Genomic DNA, 18,406 nt, shown 5'->3' with positions numbered 1-18,406 from the left:
TGTTCTCTATTGATGGGGCGAGTTCAGTTGGCGCCTGCAGCATCAGCGGGAATCTAGTTTCGTTTGCAAACACAGGTACCTGTATTATTGATGCCAATCAGGCCGGCAATTCAGATTATAATGCAGCGCTGCAAGTCCAACAAATCATTACGGTAAATAAAGCAGACCAAACCATCACCTTTACCAGTACACCGTCTCCCAATGCCACTATAGGGGGGACGTATACCGTAACGGCAACTGGTGGTGCATCCGGAAATCCTGTAGTTTTTTCTATTGATGCAGGAAGTACGAGTGGTGCTTGCAACATCACTGGAAATCTAGTATCATTTACTGGGGCAGGCTCTTGTATTGTTGATGCCAATCAGGCCGGTAATTCGAACTACAATGCTGCCACACAAGCACAACAAATCATTACCGTAAATAAGATAGACCAAACCATAACGTTTACTAGTACGCCTACAGATCCTGCAGTAGGTGGAACCTATACTGTATCTGCAACTGGCGGTGCTTCAGGTAATCCAGTGGTTTTTTCGATTGATGCAAGTAGTTCAAGCGGAGCCTGTAGTATTAATGGAACTTTAGTCTCGTTTACCGGTGTTGGTACTTGTATTATCGATGCCAATCAAGCTGGCAACGCGCAATACAATGCTGCTGCGCAAGAACAACAAATTATTAATCTAGAAATACTTCCCGCTCCATACGCTCCTAGTGCTGTAATGGTAGTTCCCGGCGCTGGACAAGTTACTGTCAGTTGGTCAGCGCCAGCTTATACAGGTGGCTCTCCTATTACTGGCTACACAGTTACTTATGGGCTAACTGGATCACCAACGAACTACAATCTTGTAGCAAACAATTGTAATCCAACTTCTGCTTTAAGTTGTGTAGTTACTGGATTAAGCAATAATACGGAATATTCTTTTAAAGTCACAGCCAGTAGCAACCATGGAACAGCTGCTTATTTAGCAGGTTATTCCAGCTCGGTCATCCCAATAAATGGATTAGCCATAAATCCATCGACATTAGCTCTTTCCAGTTTAGGAAGCGGTGGTATAGCAAGAGTTATTACGCTGACTAATACTTCTAACTCACCTATTACGCTAAGTGCCGTACCTGCAACCTATGCGGATTTTACTCCTAATCTGCCAAATGATGTAACGATTGGAACAACATGTACCACCAGTACACCATTAAATGCCAATGGAGGTTTTTGTACTATCACTATCACACCTGGTACCACTGCCTCCAATAATAATGCGAGTACTCCTTGTACCGGAGGAACTGCTCCGGTTGCGAGCTCTTTTCAAGTTTTGCCCAGTTATTCCATCAATGCGATCGTATTGGGCTATGGATGTCAATATCAAGGAGGCTATCTTTTTTCAGTGGATGACTCGACCTCTTCAACGGCAAATATTGGCGGATCGGTGGCTGCAATTACTCCTCAATCCAACATCGAATGGTCTTTAACTTTAGATAGTATCTGGGGGATTGATGATAGCTCTCTTTCCGCAACACCTTCTCCCAATGATGCATCATTATATCCTGCTACTTTGTCTTTGGGGCAAACAAACTGTAATGGCTCTAATGATGGAGCATGTAATAGCAATAATATATTAGATTTTCCCAACTATGGAACAGGGATCAACTATGCTGCTGGGGTTTGTTATCAATCCATTGACTCAGCTGGAAACTCCCCATGTCAATTCGGAAACAGTTGTTTCTCAGATTGGTATTTGCCTTCCATTTGTGAAATGGATGATCAATTTATCTATCCAGATAGCCAATCGTGCCTTTTAACACAAAGCATGCAAAGCAACATCAATACACTCTTACAATTCGATAACTTTTGGAGCTCTACAGAGTATTCACTCCTTCCTCAGGAAGGAGCTTTTGTGGAACATTTCAATCCGGGTGCTAGTTCAGGCACTTCCTCTCCTTTTTTCAAAACCTCTTTTACGATTGGAGTTTGGTGTGTAAGACGCTTAACCCTCTAATGAGGAAGGTTATACCCAATGCTAATGAGTTTTCAGTTTTTAGATGCCAATAACCTGAAAATTTTTTGTCAGCAGCGTGCTTAATTTATCGTTGTATTGTGCAATATTATCAAAAAACTGCATGGCCTCAGTCCTGAACCCAGCAAACTTTTCATAATATTTATTGTACAAAATTGTTCTGCGCATAAACTTCCACAATCGTTCGATCAAGTTTAAATTAGGTGAGTATGGTGGCATAAAAGTAGTTTGATTCTTGATGTAGCTAAGTACTGACAAATTAATGAATTTTTTTAAAGCTCTGTGTCAAAATAGTTTAAGAGGACACCGATAGAAATTTTTGCAGCAAGCGCATGTTTAATTGGATAAAATGGCGGCGTAATATTACATAAGTTCTAACTTCTCAGAAAAATTTTGCCCATTCTTGGCATTGGACAGAAACAACTTCTTGAAAAGATTGGGTATGGTTTAAAATATTTTTTAAATTCTTCGCATCATTATTTTTATTTTTTACTACTTCGATTAGCAATTCAATAAATTCGTTATTTTGCAATTGTTGCGTATATTTTTTTATTTTTTTTATAGTGGATAATATATCTTCGCTAATTCGTTTCTTAGATCTAGATCCATCAATTAAATGCCCATTGAATCCATATCGGCTTGCCTGAAAATGATTATAATTATATAAAAAATATAAATCTTGATTAATTTTTATGGGGCGCTCTTTTAAAAGATAAAGAGATAAGGATTGAAGATAAGCCGCTATTAATACTACTTTTTCTAATGTTAAAGGGGTATCGCATACTCTAATTTCTACCGTTCCAAACTCAGGTTGTATTCTAATATCCCACAAAAAGTCATTAATACTTTTTATAATCCCTAATTCATATCTTTCATAAAAATATCGAGAAAATCCGTTCCAATTTTTTAAAAGAGGCATTGCTCCACTGAAAGGAAAAGCTTTAAACACAGTAGATCTTGAAGAGACAAATCCTGTATCAATGCCCTGATAAAAGGGTGAGGACGCTGAAATGGCGATAAAGTGAGGAACATAGCGACTAAGCGCATGAGCTAGATAAAGAGCATCTTCTGGATTATTACATCCTATATGCATATGTTGACCAAATACAGTGGCTCTTTTTGCAAGAAATTCGTATTTTTTTGCAAAACGCGTATATTCTTTTTTTTAAAAAAAATATTTTGAGTCGTCCATTTTTGAAAAGGGTGAACTCCTCCGCCACAGAAAAAAACGTTCAACTGTGAGCCTGTCTGCAATAAAAAATCATATAATTGATGTAAATCCTGATACAGCTCTTTAATCTCATGGTGAACTGAAGAGTTAATTTCAATCATACTTTGCGTCAATTCAGGTTTAATTTTTTGTTGATAATTACTTTTTTGAATATTTTTTAAGACATCGTTTGCACGAGAGACTAGAGAAAAAGAGTCAGGATCAATAATTTGAAACTCTAATTCAACTCCGATTGTGACTTCTGAGGATTTATTAAAGTCTAATTGTTTCATCATTGCCCCTCAAAAGAGAATGAAATTAACTCCTGAAAAATCTTTGTTACTATTTATTGCTTTTATTCAGTTTAGAAGAGAAATAAGTTAATAAATTTAAAAGAATAATTATTTTTGAAAATATGTTAACTAATTTACCAGATATTTTAGCTATTCTAATTATTATTTCCTAAAATAATTTATATACCTATTTTGAGTAAAGAAAATGTGCAGATTTGTTGCCTATATAGGGAAAGAAAATATTTTATTATCTGATCTTGTAATTAAACCAAAAAACTCCCTTGTAAAACAAAGTCTTATTTCTCAAGAATCACATACGGTGACCAATGGGGATGGTTTTGGAGTTGGATGGTATACTTCATTTGATAAAAACCCGGCATTATTTACTTCGCTATTTCCTGCATGGAATGATAAAAATCTTTCTTATTTGGCAAAAAAAACAAAATCATCGCTTTTTTTTGCTCATGTTCGAGCAGCAAGTACAGGAGGTATTTCTCAATTTAATTGTCATCCTTTTATCTATAAAAATTGGTTATTCATGCATAATGGTTGGATTCCCTATTTTGAAAAAATAAGACGTCAAATTCATCATTTGTTGGAGGATGATATTTATAACTGGATAAAAGGAACAACTGATTCAGAATTGATATTTGCTTTATTTTTGCAATTGTCAAAACAAAGAAAAATTAAAAATTCTCAGGATATACATACAGTATTATTGGAAACTTTGACTCTTATTAATAAATTAGTAAAAACAAATTATCCAAAAGCCGTGTGCTACTTTAATATTTGTATTACTAATGGAAAACATGTAGTAGCATTTCGTTATTGCACTTCTGCTCAGGCTAAACCAGAAACTATGTATTTTTGTAGGGATAAAGATTCTATTTCAGAATATGTCATAATCGCATCCGAAAAGCTTTCTACAAAAGGGTTTGAATGGAAAATCATTCCTCGGAATCATAGTTTATTGATTGAATCTGATTTTCATCTTTCTTTACAAGAAATTTGAACAGTATTTTTTTGCAAAACTGAATATTGCGCATTATGCACTGATTATAAAAAATAAATCTAAATTATTCCATAAAGGAAAACTTTTCCCGATTTAAATAGGCGAATTCAATTATTCTGTATCTATGCTCTGCCTATTTCCAGGACTCGCTCAAGTTTATCCAGTGTTTTTGTATTTGTACAAACAAAAAATGGATTCCGAGTTTCGCATCTTGCTCTCTCCCCAGGAAAAAATTTAGTGCTGTCGGGGTGAAGTAAACAGCTTTGGCATCCTTCACTACAGCAGTTCCCGTCGTTTACTCAATAAAAGAGGCATGTAATAGCAAGTCTAAAAACCATAGATATAAGGAAGCTATCATCCTGAACAAGCAAGTTGTCGTTTGTACCTGTTGGAATCAGCAAAAGCTCTTTAACTAAACTAGAATATAATTGTATCTATATTTCTTTCTGGAGAAAATTATGAGGGAGAAGCACATTGTTTTAATGGAGCAACAAGCATGTGAGTACTTTGCATTAAGTGGAAAAGAGATGAGTGATCGAGACTTACATACAGAATTTACTGCACTAACTAATAAACTAGCAGATGATTATACACAATATGAAACGATATTATCATTTGCAGAGGCAGCTGTTGTTGGGGATGATGAATTTTCAAAAGAATCACCTTATTCACTACATAATTCCGAAAATAAAGAGCGAGAAGAAGTACCACATCTTAAAACTGCTATAAGTATAGGCCAAAAAATGATTAAGAAAAAAGAATTAAAAGAGGCGTACTTAAAAGCCGCTAAAGAAGGAAATCAATTGGAAGCTGAAAACAATAGAAGAGAATATAACCATGTTTCAGAGGAGTTGTCAGAATTACTCGAAAAAAATCCAGAAGCGGAAAAAATAAGGCAAAAGTATGCTCTAAAGGAAATGGTGAGTTTTGCTAGAGGTAATAATCTAGATATAAAAAAACTTAAACCACTGCCCAAAGTCGGTTCAAAAGAACTAAGGGAGCTAAGAGAAAAAAATATGAGTGAGATTGTCAAACTTCAAGATAAGGATTTGATAAAAATTGAAGGCGCAAGGGTATTTGTAGGTGGTCTTTGTACTGGTAATCAAATAATTCCTGAGCATTATTTTGTTGAGTTATATTATGGCAAAGATGATCCAAGAAACATGACCTTAGATACATTTATCAATCAACGCGCTCCTGTGATTGTATCAAAAGCAGTATTGCCTGGGGAGCCACATCATCCTGGATGTGAAGGAAGTCCATCTTCTGCTGAAAATGTGGTGCTTGTGGAAGTAGATGGCTTAACCCAAGGACAATTAGACATAATTACTAGAAAAAAAAGAGAGTTTGATGTAATTGAAGCAGCAAAACATTATCATCAAGAAAATTATAAAAAAAATTCAAGGTATGATAAAGACATTGACCCGACAAAACCGCAATTTATTTTAAACTGGGATAATCGTAAACATCCTAAAAGATTAACAGAGGAGGAGCAATTAAAGATCGCAAAACAATTAGAATCTCCTAAAGTCGAAGAGACGGCACTAAGAATAAAAGCTCGCAAATTGGAAAAATTAAAAGATGGCTTTAAAGATTATATTAATACGCTTAACAATAGAGACAGTAATTATTCTTATGGAAAAGTGGAATCACTTTTCAGTTATGTGGGACTATCCGGATACAGTAAGACTCAAAAGTTAGACGCTATAGAACATCTAATTAATCAATTTGAATATGAAGATGCAGAACCATTAAATAAAACTGATATAGGTGCTTTAACTTCAGGAACTCTTGGTAAAGTAGTGGAGACTTTGTTAAGCGATAAGGAACTTGGAGCTGATTTAAAAGATAAATTAAATCTAAAAAGTGGCCCAAATTTATCGATCTAGAGTTTGGTTCAACTTAGCACTGGATATGGTCAAAAAGTAAGGGTATAAAAACGAAGATCAATTTGAACTGTATAATAGCCATTCTCAGATTCACAGTTGAATACGGATTTAGCATTCGATTGTGAATCGATTCATAATTGCGATGATATAGGCATTTAGTTGAAAAGGTAGATTAATTTGAATTTGTTTAGGCCTACTCTGATATAATTGCTTGAAAAATTGAGAGTTTCCGGAGTTGATGGAAGTGCGAAGTTTAATCAATCAAAAGAAAAACTCGCATAAATGGAATTTTCAAGAAAAGTAGTGAATACCGTTAAAAATTGTTTAACTTAATCTATTTTTTAACGGTATTCACTACTTTTTTTCACCGCGCTTAAACCAGCCGCGGTTTACATAGAGTTGATGCGACAAGTGGGGATTCATCCGCGAATAGTAGTTCAATATCCTGGACCGCATTTTGGCTGATTTCATCAACGATTTTACGATACCTGCTTTTTTCGCAGCATCGGTAAGATGGGATTCAATCACAGGCGCTTTCTTTGCAAGACGGCCTGGTTTGTTTCGAGTCGCTAATCCTACCACTCCATTTTCTATATAACGGTGGGGCCACAACCTGATTGTATGTTCATTCCGGCTTAGATGTTTTGCTATTTCTGAGACAGAGTTGCCTTCATTAGATAGTAATACATAATGCGCTCGCTCACCTATCTTTGAGCTTTGATTCAGTCGCAAACGATTTAGCACCGCTTTTCCTTCTTCGCTGAGGAATATCCTTACCATCTTTTTCATTGGAGTTAAAATGGGTGCAAAAATAAATTATATCCACTGTTTTTTCTAGATATTTAATTAGACCTGCTTAAATGGTATTATCGCTTAGACTATTCATAAGCCAAATTAATATATTTTTGCGCGCGATCGCAAAAATATAACCCATATCATTTAATTCATGAGCATATTGTGCTAATTTATTTATATTTTATAGGCAATAACTGGCATAGTGAAGGATAAAAACATGGTTAAATCAGTTCATGTTCTAATAGTCGGTGGTGGTATCTCGGGATTGACTTTGGCTAATTTATTAATCCATGGTAATAAAAATGTTAAGTTTCATATAACCTTATTCGAATCTCGGCCATTTTGCGATAGTAATGAGCAAAGTATTGGTGGAGGAATAGGCATTTGGCCACCAAGCCAGACTGTCTTAAAGAATATACCCAACTATCAAAATTTTATAGAACAATTTGGTTATATCATGCCATTTCCGAGCTACCGAAATGCAGATGGCAAAATATTGGCACGAGCAAATGAAGATTTTGGCGACCGATTCCCTGTCCAATGTTTAAACCGTGATGATTTAATCAATATGCTGTCAGCAGGTTTAAAAAATCGAGATGATGTTGAAATCATAACGTCACAAAAAATTAGCGGATACGAAAGAGACAATGATCAAATTGTGGTTAATGTTGATGGTACTAAGTATAAAGGTGATTTACTCGTCGCTTGTGATGGTATTCATTCAAAAATCAGAAATTGTCTGATGTCTGAATTAGAACTACCTCCAGTCCTCGAGACCGATCTTGGTTATACATATTTTCGGGCAAATACTCAACTTCCTGCAGATACCCAACATAAATGGTGGTCCCAAGCATTCGAAACATGGGGAAACGGCACTTCTAAAAAGTATGGAAATCATGAAATTCGCTTTGGTTATGTTCCACTAAAACCACCAAATGCCTTCTGGTTTATTGCTGTTAAAACACAAAAAGATCACAAATATTTATCGCCAATTAACGGTGTTCAGGTAGTTAATGAGGATACCAAGGAATTTCTGAAAGAGTTGGTTAAAGAATGGAAACCTATTCGAACAGATTCTGGTGAGATTGTAGTTGATTATGAAGAATTAATTAATTCGACGTACAAAATACTAAGAACAGATATTGCTAAAATTCAAGGAGTTGAACAATTTCCTTGGACATCACAAGACAACCGAGTGGTGTTGATGGGGGATGCTGCTCATGCTACTGCACCAAATATTGCTCAGGGAGCTGGTTTATGTATCGAAGATGCGGCGTGCTTGGCTTCTAAGCTCAACCGAGTTGATTATTTAGAAGGCATATCTGAGTACGAGCAAGAACGAAAACCACGTGCTAAAACAGTGCAAAATGTTGCGGATTTGATTGCGTCTGTAGGACAAGTTCAAAATCCGCTACTTAAAATGATAAGAAATGGGGTAATGCGGGCTGCAAGTAGTATTTTTCCTTCGCTACAGCGAAGTATATTTGAATATTTTGTATCGTTCAGCTTAGGTGGCTCAACGAAGTTAAGATATTGGCAGGCCCCTCGCTTATCAATAACTGATGATGCGCCATCTTCTGTATTCGGCAGCGTTTTTCCTAAACTCAATCAACTGGATAATCATGTAAAAGAGTTTAAAACTTCAAGTATTGGTGGTAGTGGTACAGGTGTTGTTACCGTAGAAAAGCCTTCATCTTTTGCAAAGATACTGGGCGCTTTTGCAGGTTTTCCCCGTAATATGAATCAGCAACCATTTTATGCACAAGTAGTCAATTTATCTAAAGACGTACAACGTTGGAGTAGGGCATTTGGCTATAACACTCCTCAACAGAAAACCTATTCAACCACACACTCGGTTTATCGCGGGTTTAACCAACAAATGTATTTAAGTGAGGGTATCGGTGGTTTTCTAGATAAAGCGTTTCGATTTATTTACCAAATAAAACTTCAATCCGATAAATCATTAAAATATGAATCTCAAGGTTTGACATTCTTTGATTCATTCCAAATACCATTACCGACGTTTTTATTACCCAAATCAGAGTGGATCGAAAAACCAACAGAAGATGGGTGGAAATTTGATGGCAAAATTTCTTTTCCTATGATTGGTACGTTATTGCATTATTATGGTCACTTCCAAATTGACAAAAAGGATGTTGCAAAGGATAAAAGGATTATTATAGCAGGTGGTTCCGGAATGATTGGCCAAGAGGTTTGTTTGGAGTTTATCAGAAAGGGATATGACGTCTATTGCTTAAGTCGTTCTGCACAGACACAACTCAACATTGATGGAGTCAAAGTCAGATCTATTAATGATGATTGGTCTGATTTAATTGACAAAAATACAATTATATTAAATTTAAGCGGATCAAATCCGGGTGCTAATAGATGGACTTCTTCAGTAAAATCAGATATAGCCGAATCACGTTTTCAAGTAATTGACACCATAATTCAGAATATAGATAGAGCTCGCGAAAAACCATTAAAATACCTACAAGCCTCAGCAGCAGGATTTTATGGAAGTGCTGGCGATACGATTTTGACTGAAGGCAGTGAGCCCGTTTTGGGTAGCGATCCTGGAACAAAATTCAGAGTAGACGTATGTAAAGAAATCGAAGAAAGAGCAAATAAAGCAAATTGTAACGTGGTTAATTTAAGACTTGGACATGTTCTCTCTAATACAGGTGGTCTTTTGCCTTATTATCGCCTCTCTGGTTTTTTCGGTGCAGGTCGATTTGGTTCGGGTAATCAATTTGTTCCCTTTGTACATATCAAAGACGTTGCGAAAGCTATTGAATTTATTGCTAACAACGACACGCTTATTGATGGCTCAATAAATATAACTGCTCCACAACCCTGTAGTAATTCTGAAATGCTGAGAGAGTTGCGATTAATTAAGTGGGCGCCCGGGGTGCCTCTACCTGAATCTGTATTAAAATTACTAATCGGCGAATCCTCTGTTATCTTAACAGATTCTGAACGAGTACAGCCGAAAAGATTACTCGAGAGCGGATTCCAATTTGATTACAATACCATAAATGAATCCTTGCATGGATTGCAGTAGGAGTGCTTTTTACCACGTTGCATGGGGTTAATTTACTCTAATGGTCAAACTAATAATAGACGCTGAGTCAGCAAGTGTTCGTGATACATGTCATTTCTTTGGGCATCAGGATAAAAGCTAGTTGTCATTGAACGAAAGTGAAGCAATCCAGCAACCTAGGCCTAAAGAGCATGTGCTCTAAAGACTGCTGTAGTTACTGGGGCGATGTGCTGCATGAGGATGGGGTTCACAATAGAGAACCCATCTTTCGTATATAAATTATAGTGTTTTATAGTTATCTTGGTGTATAAAGCGAGCCTTCATGAGCTGAGTCGATTGTTGCCTTTTTGATATGATCTCGGAAATAATCGCGCACTGCCAATAAGCGTTCCGTTTCCTCTCGAGTGGGCTTCAATACCGTAGCTGCTTCAAAATCTGTAACGTATTTTTCAACTCTTGCTAGCGCCTTGGCTTGTAACTTCGGGTTATATCCATACATCTCAAACTGTCCTTGAATTTCAGCTAAGGTTATATTTCTACATCCTCCAGAAACAGGACCTTTGCACGTGATGGCAGGAGGAGACCAAATAGGCTTATCATATATATAGGCATATACATTTTTGAGTAAAGAATCATACTGTGTCTCAAATAAGCCAAAAAAAGTTGGTTTAAATTTTGATTTTAAATGATCTTGATAGGTTGCTTTCATTTACAATTCTCCTAACATATTAAAAATATTTTTTGGAATCTAGTTGTTTCTGTATGGAATAGATGAGAAAGGAGGATTATAAAATTAAATTAATTAGTTCATTATTATGCTTAAAAGAATAATATTCATACATTAAATTCCATTATAGAATAAAGTCGAGTTAGGTTTACCTAGAGTAAGCGTGTGTGATGATTAACCTTTATTATTAGATATTTCCCACTTTAACGATCCTTTCGCAATGGAGCCTTTGTCTGTGCAAAAAGTTAAGAAATTTTTTCTAATATTTTCGAAAAATTAATAGTAGTTTCCAATAAATTAGTTTTGCGGTGAGATTTACAATCTATTTTTCTAGGCTTATGATATTTGTAACAATAATCAAAAAATACATTATTATGACACCGAAGCGCAATAAGGACAGGAGTAGGCGGACCCAAAAGAGAGCTTTTTTAAGATGTTTGCTCTAATTGATTGTAATAATTTTTATGCAAGCTGCGAACGTTTGTTTCGTCCTGATTTAAAAGACACCCCCATTGTGGTGTTGTCCAATAATGATGGATGTTGTATTGCACGTTCAAATGAAGCCAAAGCGTTAGGGATTGCCATGGGCGAGCCTTATTTTAAAATTAAAGACCGTTGTGTACAGTATGGCATCAAAGCTTTTTCTTCCAATTACACATTGTATGGCAATATCAGTCATCGTGTGATGTGTACGATTGAAGAAACTTGGCCCCATGTAGAGGTTTACTCCATTGATGAGGCTTTTTTGGATTTAAGCAGTTTATCCACCAGTCTTCATGAAGGTTTTTGTCAGGAATTACAAAAGAAAATTTTAAGGTATACGGGAATATCTACATCCATTGGCATTGGAGCGACAAAAACATTAGCAAAAGTGGCCAATCATTTATGTAAAAAGGTGTTTAAAGTCCCTGTGTTTCACATCTCTTCAAATCGAGAACAATTGCTTCAGCAAGTTTCAGTAGGTGATGTTTGGGGAGTAGGGCGGCAATGGGAAAAGAGGTTAATGACACGAGGAATCCACACTGCCTACGATTTGGCAATGACCAATCCTCATCTTTTGAAAAAAGATTTTAATGTTATTTTGATGCGTACTGCCATGGAGCTTCAAGGAATTTCTTGTGGGGGCTTAGAGGAGGTAGAGCTGAAACAAAACATTATGTCTTCAAAAAGCTTTGGTCAGATACAAACCCAATTTTCTTTTATTGCTGAATCGGTGAGTAGTCATTGTGCTAGGGTGGTGGAGAAAATGCGGTATCAACATTTGGTTTGCCAGCGTATAGAGGTTTTTGTTCATACGAATCGATTTCGGAAGGATTTAGCGCAGCATTTCCAATCGATAGAATTTAAATTCATTAATCCAACTGATGATTTACAATTAATTACTACAATTGCCAAGCGATGCTTAAGGCGTATTTTTAAACTGGGGTATTATTATAAAAAAGCAGGAGTGTGTCTTAAAGACTTAACTCCCAAAGATCTACGTCAATTAGATTTGTTTCATCAGCCTAGTGACGAACAACTTCATCACACTGAACAGTTAATGAGTGTTTTTGACCAAATCAATCAAAAATACGGTCGTAGTACGATTCGTTTGGCTGCTGAAGGCTATTCCAAGCCTTGGGCCATGTGTGCAGAGCTTAAATCACCGGCCTATACTACCCGATGGTCGGAGCTGCCAAAAGTTCGAGTGTATTAATATGATGTTAATTATTAGGTGAGTTGATCGTTAATTATCAACACGCCCTAACATTAATGCGGCAATGCGATCTAGAAGCCAATTTCTTGGGTTTAATAGCATTCAAACGAGACTATAAGTTCATTAACCTGGGCCAGTATATTCATTTCCCTTATCAATCTCTTCAATTTTATCTTTTCCAACTCCAGTATCTTTTAATTCTCTAAGTCCCTCCCTAATATCCTGGTTTTTAGCAAATTTAGTTGTATCATATTTATAGGGTTCAGCCCCAATAAGTTTCAAGAAGCCATTAATTGCTGGCGCTATAAAATTCCAGAAAGTTGGCTCACGAGATACTCCTTTTATATTTTGCACTATAATTTGGTGACAATTATCATTAAAAGTACTTACACGTTGGTTATAATCATGGCTATCTTTTTTTATATGTTTCGTGTCTGCCAAAAAAGCTTTTAGTTCTCGCTCAAAACCTTCTGCTATTTGTTGTGCATAATAGGCAGTATTTTTACCGTCATCAAATCCGTTTTTTGTGTCATATGATTCTATTTTATTCAAAAGTTTGGCAATGGCCCTAACTGATGCTGCATGATCTGGTACTTTTTTTCTATTAATAAGTCCCTCAGTCTTTTCGTGAAGAGCCGCTTTTATTGCTATTTTTCGCGCTAATTTGTTAACTTGGCCTTCACCTTCATATATATGTACCATATTCATTCTCCTCTGGTATCATTAGCTCTATTTATTATAGCGCAAAATACCATCCAAATGATTTAAATGAAATCTGGTTGTTTCAAAATGATTCTTATATAAATTCTCCAGAGCATGTATGTTCAATTGGGAATCAATCGAAAATTCAAAAAACATCATAAAATAGATTGGTCGTATCCTAATAAAACCAAAAATATCAAAATTTCTATTGCTATACCTGTATGCAAGGGGATGGTTTTTCACATAAAAAGGGGACTCTGCCAAAGAATTTTTATGCAGTGTATTGTGGCAAATCAATTTTAATGTCTGTTTCCCATGTTAATCTCAAAGCATTCATTATCGCCAATATATCAATAATTTCCTGAAGGATGGCTCCTGTTACAGGTGGAACATAGCCCAGTGCAGCAAAAAACATTCCAATGATGCTTAAGAACATACCACCCACAGCACTTTGTAAAACAATTTTCCTTGTATTCAGACTAAGATGGATAAGTTCATCGACCTTATTAAAGGTATTTTCCATAATAACTGCACCCGCAGCTTCTGCAGTAACATTACTGAACTCCCCAAATGCAATGCCAACTGTTGCAGCAGTCAAAGCCGGAGCATCATTAATACCATCCCCCATGAACACAGTAGGCGCTTTTTCTACCTCTTGACGAACGATGGTCAATTTTTGTTCTGGGGTTTGTGAGGCATGAATTTCAGTTACACGTAATTGCTGTCCAAGATAAGTAACTTCTGATTCCCTGTCTCCAGAAATTATCATAACCTTGTTAAATTGATGGGCCGGTTTTAAATGTCCTATAAAAGGCTTACTTTCGGGTCGAGCTTCGTCGTGAAAGTGAAGTGTTGCCACAATGTTATCATCAATAAGTACAATACACTCAAGGCCTTCTTTCTCATCAGATAACATGGACGTGAATTGCGGGTGTGTATTTAATAATTTTTTTCTACCGGTTATGTGTATTATATGATTATTAATCATCCCTACTAATCCCTGACCAGGGATTTCAGAAATATTGGATGATTGAAGTAGTACAAGATGTTTTTTTTCAGCAGCATCTAAAATAGCCGAAGAAAGAGGATGCTTTGAATAACGCTCAAGGCTTGCGGTATATTGAAGCACATACTCTTTGGTGTAATGAGAGGTGGTCGTTATCTCTGTGAGTACTGGTTTGCCATAGGTTAACGTTCCCGTTTTATCAAAAATTGCAGTTTTACATACAGGCAATTGTTCAAGCACTGTCGGATCTTTAATAATAATAGATTTTCTAGCCGCTTTTGATATGGCACTGATAATTGTAATAGGAATTGCAATAAGCAGAGGACATGGAGTTGCTATGACTAAAACAGCCAAGAATCTTGTTGCATCTCCAGTAAAATACCAGGCTGCAATTGAAAATATTAACGCAATAGGTCCAAATAACATACCTATCTGATCACCAAGTCGCCTTATTAAAGGACGCTTCTGTTCTGCCTCCTCTAAAACTTTTACGATTGAGGTATAGCGGGAGTCAGAGACTAGACGCGTAGTTTTTATCACTAATACTGATTCGCCATTTATCGCTCCGGACAAAACAAAAGCTCCGGGAGCTTTTGATATTTGATAAGGTTCTCCTGTAAGATAGGATTCATCCATGGATCCATGACCTTCAATAACGATGCCATCAATAGGGCATGTCTCATGCGGATAAATTGCAATTTCGTCATGGAGGCGAATATTGTTTAAGGGAATATCTTCGATATGATTATTTATTTTACGATGTGTTATGGAAGGCATACGCTCAGCAAGCGTTAATAATACCGAAGATGCTTTTTTCATAGCATAACGTTCTAACGATTGGCCACTCGAAAGCATCAAAATAATTATTGCCGATGCGAGATACTCATGTAAGATGACACCACTGATGAGTGCTAATGCAGCTAATAAATCAGCACCAAAATTTCCATTGAATAATTTGAAGATAATTTGTGCTAATAATGGGATTCCACAGATTGTTAATAACAAGAATAAAGGGATGTTAGCATAAGCGGGACTAACGATTTGTAAAATGAGGTATAGCCCCAAACCTGCTAGTGCAAAATAGGTGATGAATAATGGCCATTGTTTTTTTATATTCACAATTACTCTATTTTTTCCTTACTATAGTACTATTTTGGACTAGTTGTTATAATTCAGCCACAAAGATGTCTAATTCTTAAGATGGTCGCCAGTCTATCGTTTTATCTTTCTGATAGAATTCACTAGAATCCATTGTATTAGTGAGTTCTAGAAATTGTTTGTAGCCTATTTGAAAACCATTTTCTGCTAAGCCACATCCGTTTTTATTCATATTTCTAATTTTTTCAAGTGAATCTTCAAATGCTGCGAGTATGAGTTTCGCGGTATTTGAGCTAATGCCAGTTTTAGATCCAGAAAATGGGGATTCTTTTTTTCGAGCATAAACAGCAAGATGTTGAATAATATCAAAATTACCAACATGATAAGCATCCGATAAAAGTTGCAAAACAGCAATTTTAGTGTCACGAAATTGATCTTGAAAATAAAATCTAATTGATTTATTCCGGTCTCTTTTTGCACGCTGCAATTGTTGATCAATACTTTCTTTAAGTGCTCTATCAAATTCAAATTGTTGTAAACATTTACTTTGAGAAAACGCGACTTTATGCTGTAAATCTTGTTCTTTTTCTAATTGAACATAAATTTCAGAAGGTCTTCCTGGTTTTAAAAGACCTAATTTAGGTAAGAAGACTAACTCTCTGGATATAACAGAATCATTTAAACGAACCCAGCAACCTAATGCATTGCTTAGTTTTATTTGTGCCTGTTGGCGATGATATATTCCTTCATGGGTATGGCGAGTGCCAAAGAAAAAATCACTTCCCCAAAATATACGCACATCTTGGTGCTCTTGAATAAAACGACGAGCCCAATAAATAGGATTGTTTTTATCATGGGTTGCGTCGGCTTTATCATAATGTCGCGCATGGCTAAAGAAAACATTCAATCGACCTAAATTATCTCTACCTGTAATGGCCAACCCCATGCATCCAGTAAGTCCTGCAGTCCAAATCATCTTAATTGGGCTATTTTCAATGTTATGTAAGATACAAAAGGGGCCTTGGCCAGGTTCATTGCCATTGAGTCCAAGGACGCCATTTATGTTTGTTTCCAATGCCTCTGATTTTCCAGAAAAGTGGGTTATTTGACTTAAATCCACCTCTTTTCCCCAATGCCGACCACATTGTGAGAGGTTGCCTATATTACTTAACAAATCTTCTACCATGGCTCATCTCATAAAATTTTCTGTGTTATCTGTTTAAATCGCATATATTATAAGTTTTTTTGTATTTATTGTCTAATATTTGATCATTTAGATATTGTGGCGATCTAAGTGGTTGATTTATGTTATATGAAATTTTGACTGTATTAAATTGAAAATTTGAGACAAGTGTTGGGTTTAGTGTACCCAACATCAAAGAGGGGACGGTACTTATATGCTAGGTTGAATTTTGTTATTCCTTAGTGCTTTGTATTAAGATGAGACAAAATAATTCAAACTTCTTAATTTGATAATATTGGCACTAAAGCACTAGAAAATGAATAGGGTGTTCTTGGACCTTTATCATCGGAAGCTTTGCTATCTTCATTGATGCTCCAAGTCATCGCACCGCCAAATGAGGGTAATCCCTTAATGTTTTGATATTCATTGGCTATTTCATTGTAGGTTCCATGTTCTAACGCGCCACGCCCTGCGCTTTCGCTCGAATTCGCAGGCTCTCCTACCATGATTTTTGTTTTAGATCCTTTAGGCAACAATTTTTCTAAGCATGGGGCAATTTTGCTAATAAACGTAGGGTATGTTTCATCGCCCACATTTTGCCATTGTACAACACATTGGTTGTCAACTGTAAATCCAGGCGTGTTATATGCTTGTGCAAATATATAATCAAAGAGATTATTACTTATTGCATCGTTATACACTGTTTCAGATCCAGTGTTAACAAATTGTATTGCTGTTCCAGAGGAACCTTGTACTGGGTTTATTTGAGGTGCGCTAGTTATTATCAGTTTATTGTTAAGGAGTTTTATTTGTTTTATTAAAGCAGATAAATACTGTTGTCGCTCGGTTGAATTTCCAGGAAAATCAGTTGTTGAGATATGTTCTAAGTCAAAATCTATGCCATCTAAATTTAGACTTTCTAGATAGTGTACTATGCTCTGTGCAAGTGTCTCACTATTCGTTGTTCCAGGTTTAAAGGTGTTATTAGCGCCACCAAAAGAAAGTAAAACTTTTACACCTTTGCTGTGAGCAAATGCAACACTATTTGTAAAGTTTGGTATCCAATCGGGTGGTTCAGGCCACCATCGTACAGATGGTAAAAAACAACCATCAGGCATAGTTGGACCACAGTTTAAATTCATGCCTATTTGATCGCCATCAATAGTGCCAAATGCGATGACAATTACATTATAGTTATTAGCGATTGCCTCTTCTATGCCTATCTTCCCCCAAGATTCTAAATAGCCTACCATGCTGTATTTAAGTGGAACCGTTGTTTGAGCTGATAATCGCTCAGCAAATTTTTCGGCATGCTGTATTTCTTCTTTCTGTGCATTTTGTGTGGCAATATAATTATTTTGAGCGGAGGCAGTTCTAGGTATCAAAAGTGTGGGCAGGATAAAATCCAACAAAACTATGGGTAATACTTTAATAATTAACTTGTTCATAACTAACTCCTGGGATGATAGTTATTTGGACAATTTCTTTTATATTTATATTACTATAGCTTGTTTTCTTAGCTTCCCCTTATTTTTCTTCATTTTTTTCTAACTTGTGGCCGTCTAGAAATCGTTCGCTACGCTCATTATCTTGTTTCTCTATCTGCTTTTCTTTTTTGGTCCTTCCGAATTTAATGCGATTTTCAGACGCTTTTTTTTCATTTTCTAAACGATTTTTAGCCTTTCTTTTTTTATTAAGATTAATTACGTTCATCATAGTATGCTCTGTTATGTAATGTTGTTT

The 18,406-nt window shown here is 36.1% G+C and carries 14 protein-coding genes and 1 pseudogene; 5 read left to right on the top strand and 10 right to left on the bottom strand.

The genetic code is table 11. The annotated features are described in order from the left end of the window. The coding region (locus Lsan_RS17200) for a fibronectin type III domain-containing protein (protein WP_193392740.1) at nt 1-1,991 on the top strand (1,991 nt) is incomplete at its 5' end. Nucleotides 1,992-2,030: 39 nt separating this feature from the next. On the opposite strand, the gene Lsan_RS23610 is transcribed toward Lsan_RS17200, so the two are convergent. The 3 genes and pseudogenes from Lsan_RS23610 to Lsan_RS23395 form a co-directional block, all read right to left on the bottom strand. Further along, nucleotides 2,031-2,228: a transposase gene (locus Lsan_RS23610; protein ID WP_083505171.1), complete on the bottom strand. Its 198-nt coding sequence runs from the start codon at nt 2,226-2,228 to the stop codon at nt 2,031-2,033. 163 nt (nt 2,229-2,391) lie between these two features. Next, a pseudogene (locus tag Lsan_RS23400) lies at nt 2,392-3,111 on the bottom strand (YbdK family carboxylate-amine ligase); the annotation flags it as partial. Continuing rightward, a complete protein-coding gene (locus tag Lsan_RS23395) occupies nt 3,093-3,512 on the bottom strand; it encodes a glutamate-cysteine ligase family protein (protein ID WP_272947160.1) in 420 nt (139 codons plus the stop codon). The pseudogene Lsan_RS23400 and the gene Lsan_RS23395, both read right to left, overlap by 19 nt. Before the next feature lie 205 nt (nt 3,513-3,717). Between Lsan_RS23395 and Lsan_RS17190 the strand changes: the two genes are divergently transcribed. Continuing rightward, nucleotides 3,718-4,524: a class II glutamine amidotransferase gene (locus Lsan_RS17190; RefSeq protein WP_058515345.1), complete on the top strand. Its 807-nt coding sequence runs from the start codon at nt 3,718-3,720 to the stop codon at nt 4,522-4,524. A gap of 527 nt (nt 4,525-5,051) precedes the next feature. Next, on the top strand, nt 5,052-6,413 hold the full coding sequence (locus Lsan_RS17185; RefSeq protein ID WP_133134342.1) for a hypothetical protein: 1,362 nt from the start codon (nt 5,052-5,054) through the stop codon (nt 6,411-6,413). Between the two features lie 354 nt (nt 6,414-6,767). On the opposite strand, the gene Lsan_RS17180 is transcribed toward Lsan_RS17185, so the two are convergent. Beyond that, complete coding sequence (locus Lsan_RS17180; RefSeq protein ID WP_058515343.1) at nt 6,768-7,193, bottom strand: helix-turn-helix domain-containing protein; 426 nt, start codon at nt 7,191-7,193, stop codon at nt 6,768-6,770. Between the two features lie 232 nt (nt 7,194-7,425). Here Lsan_RS17180 and Lsan_RS17175 point away from each other — a divergent pair, with 232 nt between their 5' ends. Next, nucleotides 7,426-10,272, top strand: coding sequence for a TIGR01777 family oxidoreductase (locus tag Lsan_RS17175; protein WP_058515342.1), 2,847 nt, complete (start codon nt 7,426-7,428; stop codon nt 10,270-10,272). Between the two features lie 274 nt (nt 10,273-10,546). On the opposite strand, the gene Lsan_RS17170 is transcribed toward Lsan_RS17175, so the two are convergent. Further along, the gene (locus tag Lsan_RS17170) at nt 10,547-10,960 is read right to left on the bottom strand and encodes a hypothetical protein (protein ID WP_058515341.1); all 414 of its coding nucleotides are present in this window, start codon (nt 10,958-10,960) and stop codon (nt 10,547-10,549) included. Between the two features lie 451 nt (nt 10,961-11,411). Here Lsan_RS17170 and Lsan_RS17165 point away from each other — a divergent pair, with 451 nt between their 5' ends. Beyond that, nucleotides 11,412-12,674, top strand: coding sequence for a Y-family DNA polymerase (locus Lsan_RS17165; RefSeq protein WP_058515340.1), 1,263 nt, complete (start codon nt 11,412-11,414; stop codon nt 12,672-12,674). A 123-nt stretch (nt 12,675-12,797) separates the two neighbouring features. Here the strand turns inward: Lsan_RS17165 and Lsan_RS17160 are convergent, their stop codons facing one another. The 5 genes from Lsan_RS17160 to Lsan_RS17140 all read right to left on the bottom strand — a co-directional run bounded on the left by Lsan_RS17160 (nt 12,798) and on the right by Lsan_RS17140 (nt 18,379). Further along, nucleotides 12,798-13,376 carry a hypothetical protein gene (locus tag Lsan_RS17160; protein WP_058515339.1) on the bottom strand — a complete coding sequence of 193 codons (579 nt, stop codon included), beginning with the start codon at nt 13,374-13,376 and terminating at the stop codon, nt 12,798-12,800. 271 nt (nt 13,377-13,647) lie between these two features. After that, nucleotides 13,648-15,501, bottom strand: coding sequence for a heavy metal translocating P-type ATPase (locus Lsan_RS17155; RefSeq protein WP_237762180.1), 1,854 nt, complete (start codon nt 15,499-15,501; stop codon nt 13,648-13,650). A 76-nt stretch (nt 15,502-15,577) separates the two neighbouring features. Beyond that, nucleotides 15,578-16,666, bottom strand: a complete 1,089-nt coding sequence (locus Lsan_RS17150) for a hypothetical protein (protein ID WP_058515337.1) — start codon at nt 16,664-16,666, stop codon at nt 15,578-15,580. A 278-nt stretch (nt 16,667-16,944) separates the two neighbouring features. After that, nucleotides 16,945-18,111 carry a glycosyl hydrolase family 18 protein gene (locus Lsan_RS17145; RefSeq protein WP_058515336.1) on the bottom strand — a complete coding sequence of 389 codons (1,167 nt, stop codon included), beginning with the start codon at nt 18,109-18,111 and terminating at the stop codon, nt 16,945-16,947. 79 nt (nt 18,112-18,190) lie between these two features. Beyond that, nucleotides 18,191-18,379: a DUF4169 family protein gene (locus Lsan_RS17140; RefSeq protein ID WP_058515335.1), complete on the bottom strand. Its 189-nt coding sequence runs from the start codon at nt 18,377-18,379 to the stop codon at nt 18,191-18,193. Nucleotides 18,380-18,406 lie beyond the last annotated feature (27 nt).

The organism is Legionella santicrucis (genome assembly GCF_001468135.1).
Taxonomy (GTDB): Bacteria; Pseudomonadota; Gammaproteobacteria; order Legionellales; family Legionellaceae; genus Legionella; species Legionella santicrucis.
The sequence above is the reverse complement of the archived record's forward strand: the minus strand, read 5'-3'. Positions and strand labels throughout refer to the sequence as shown.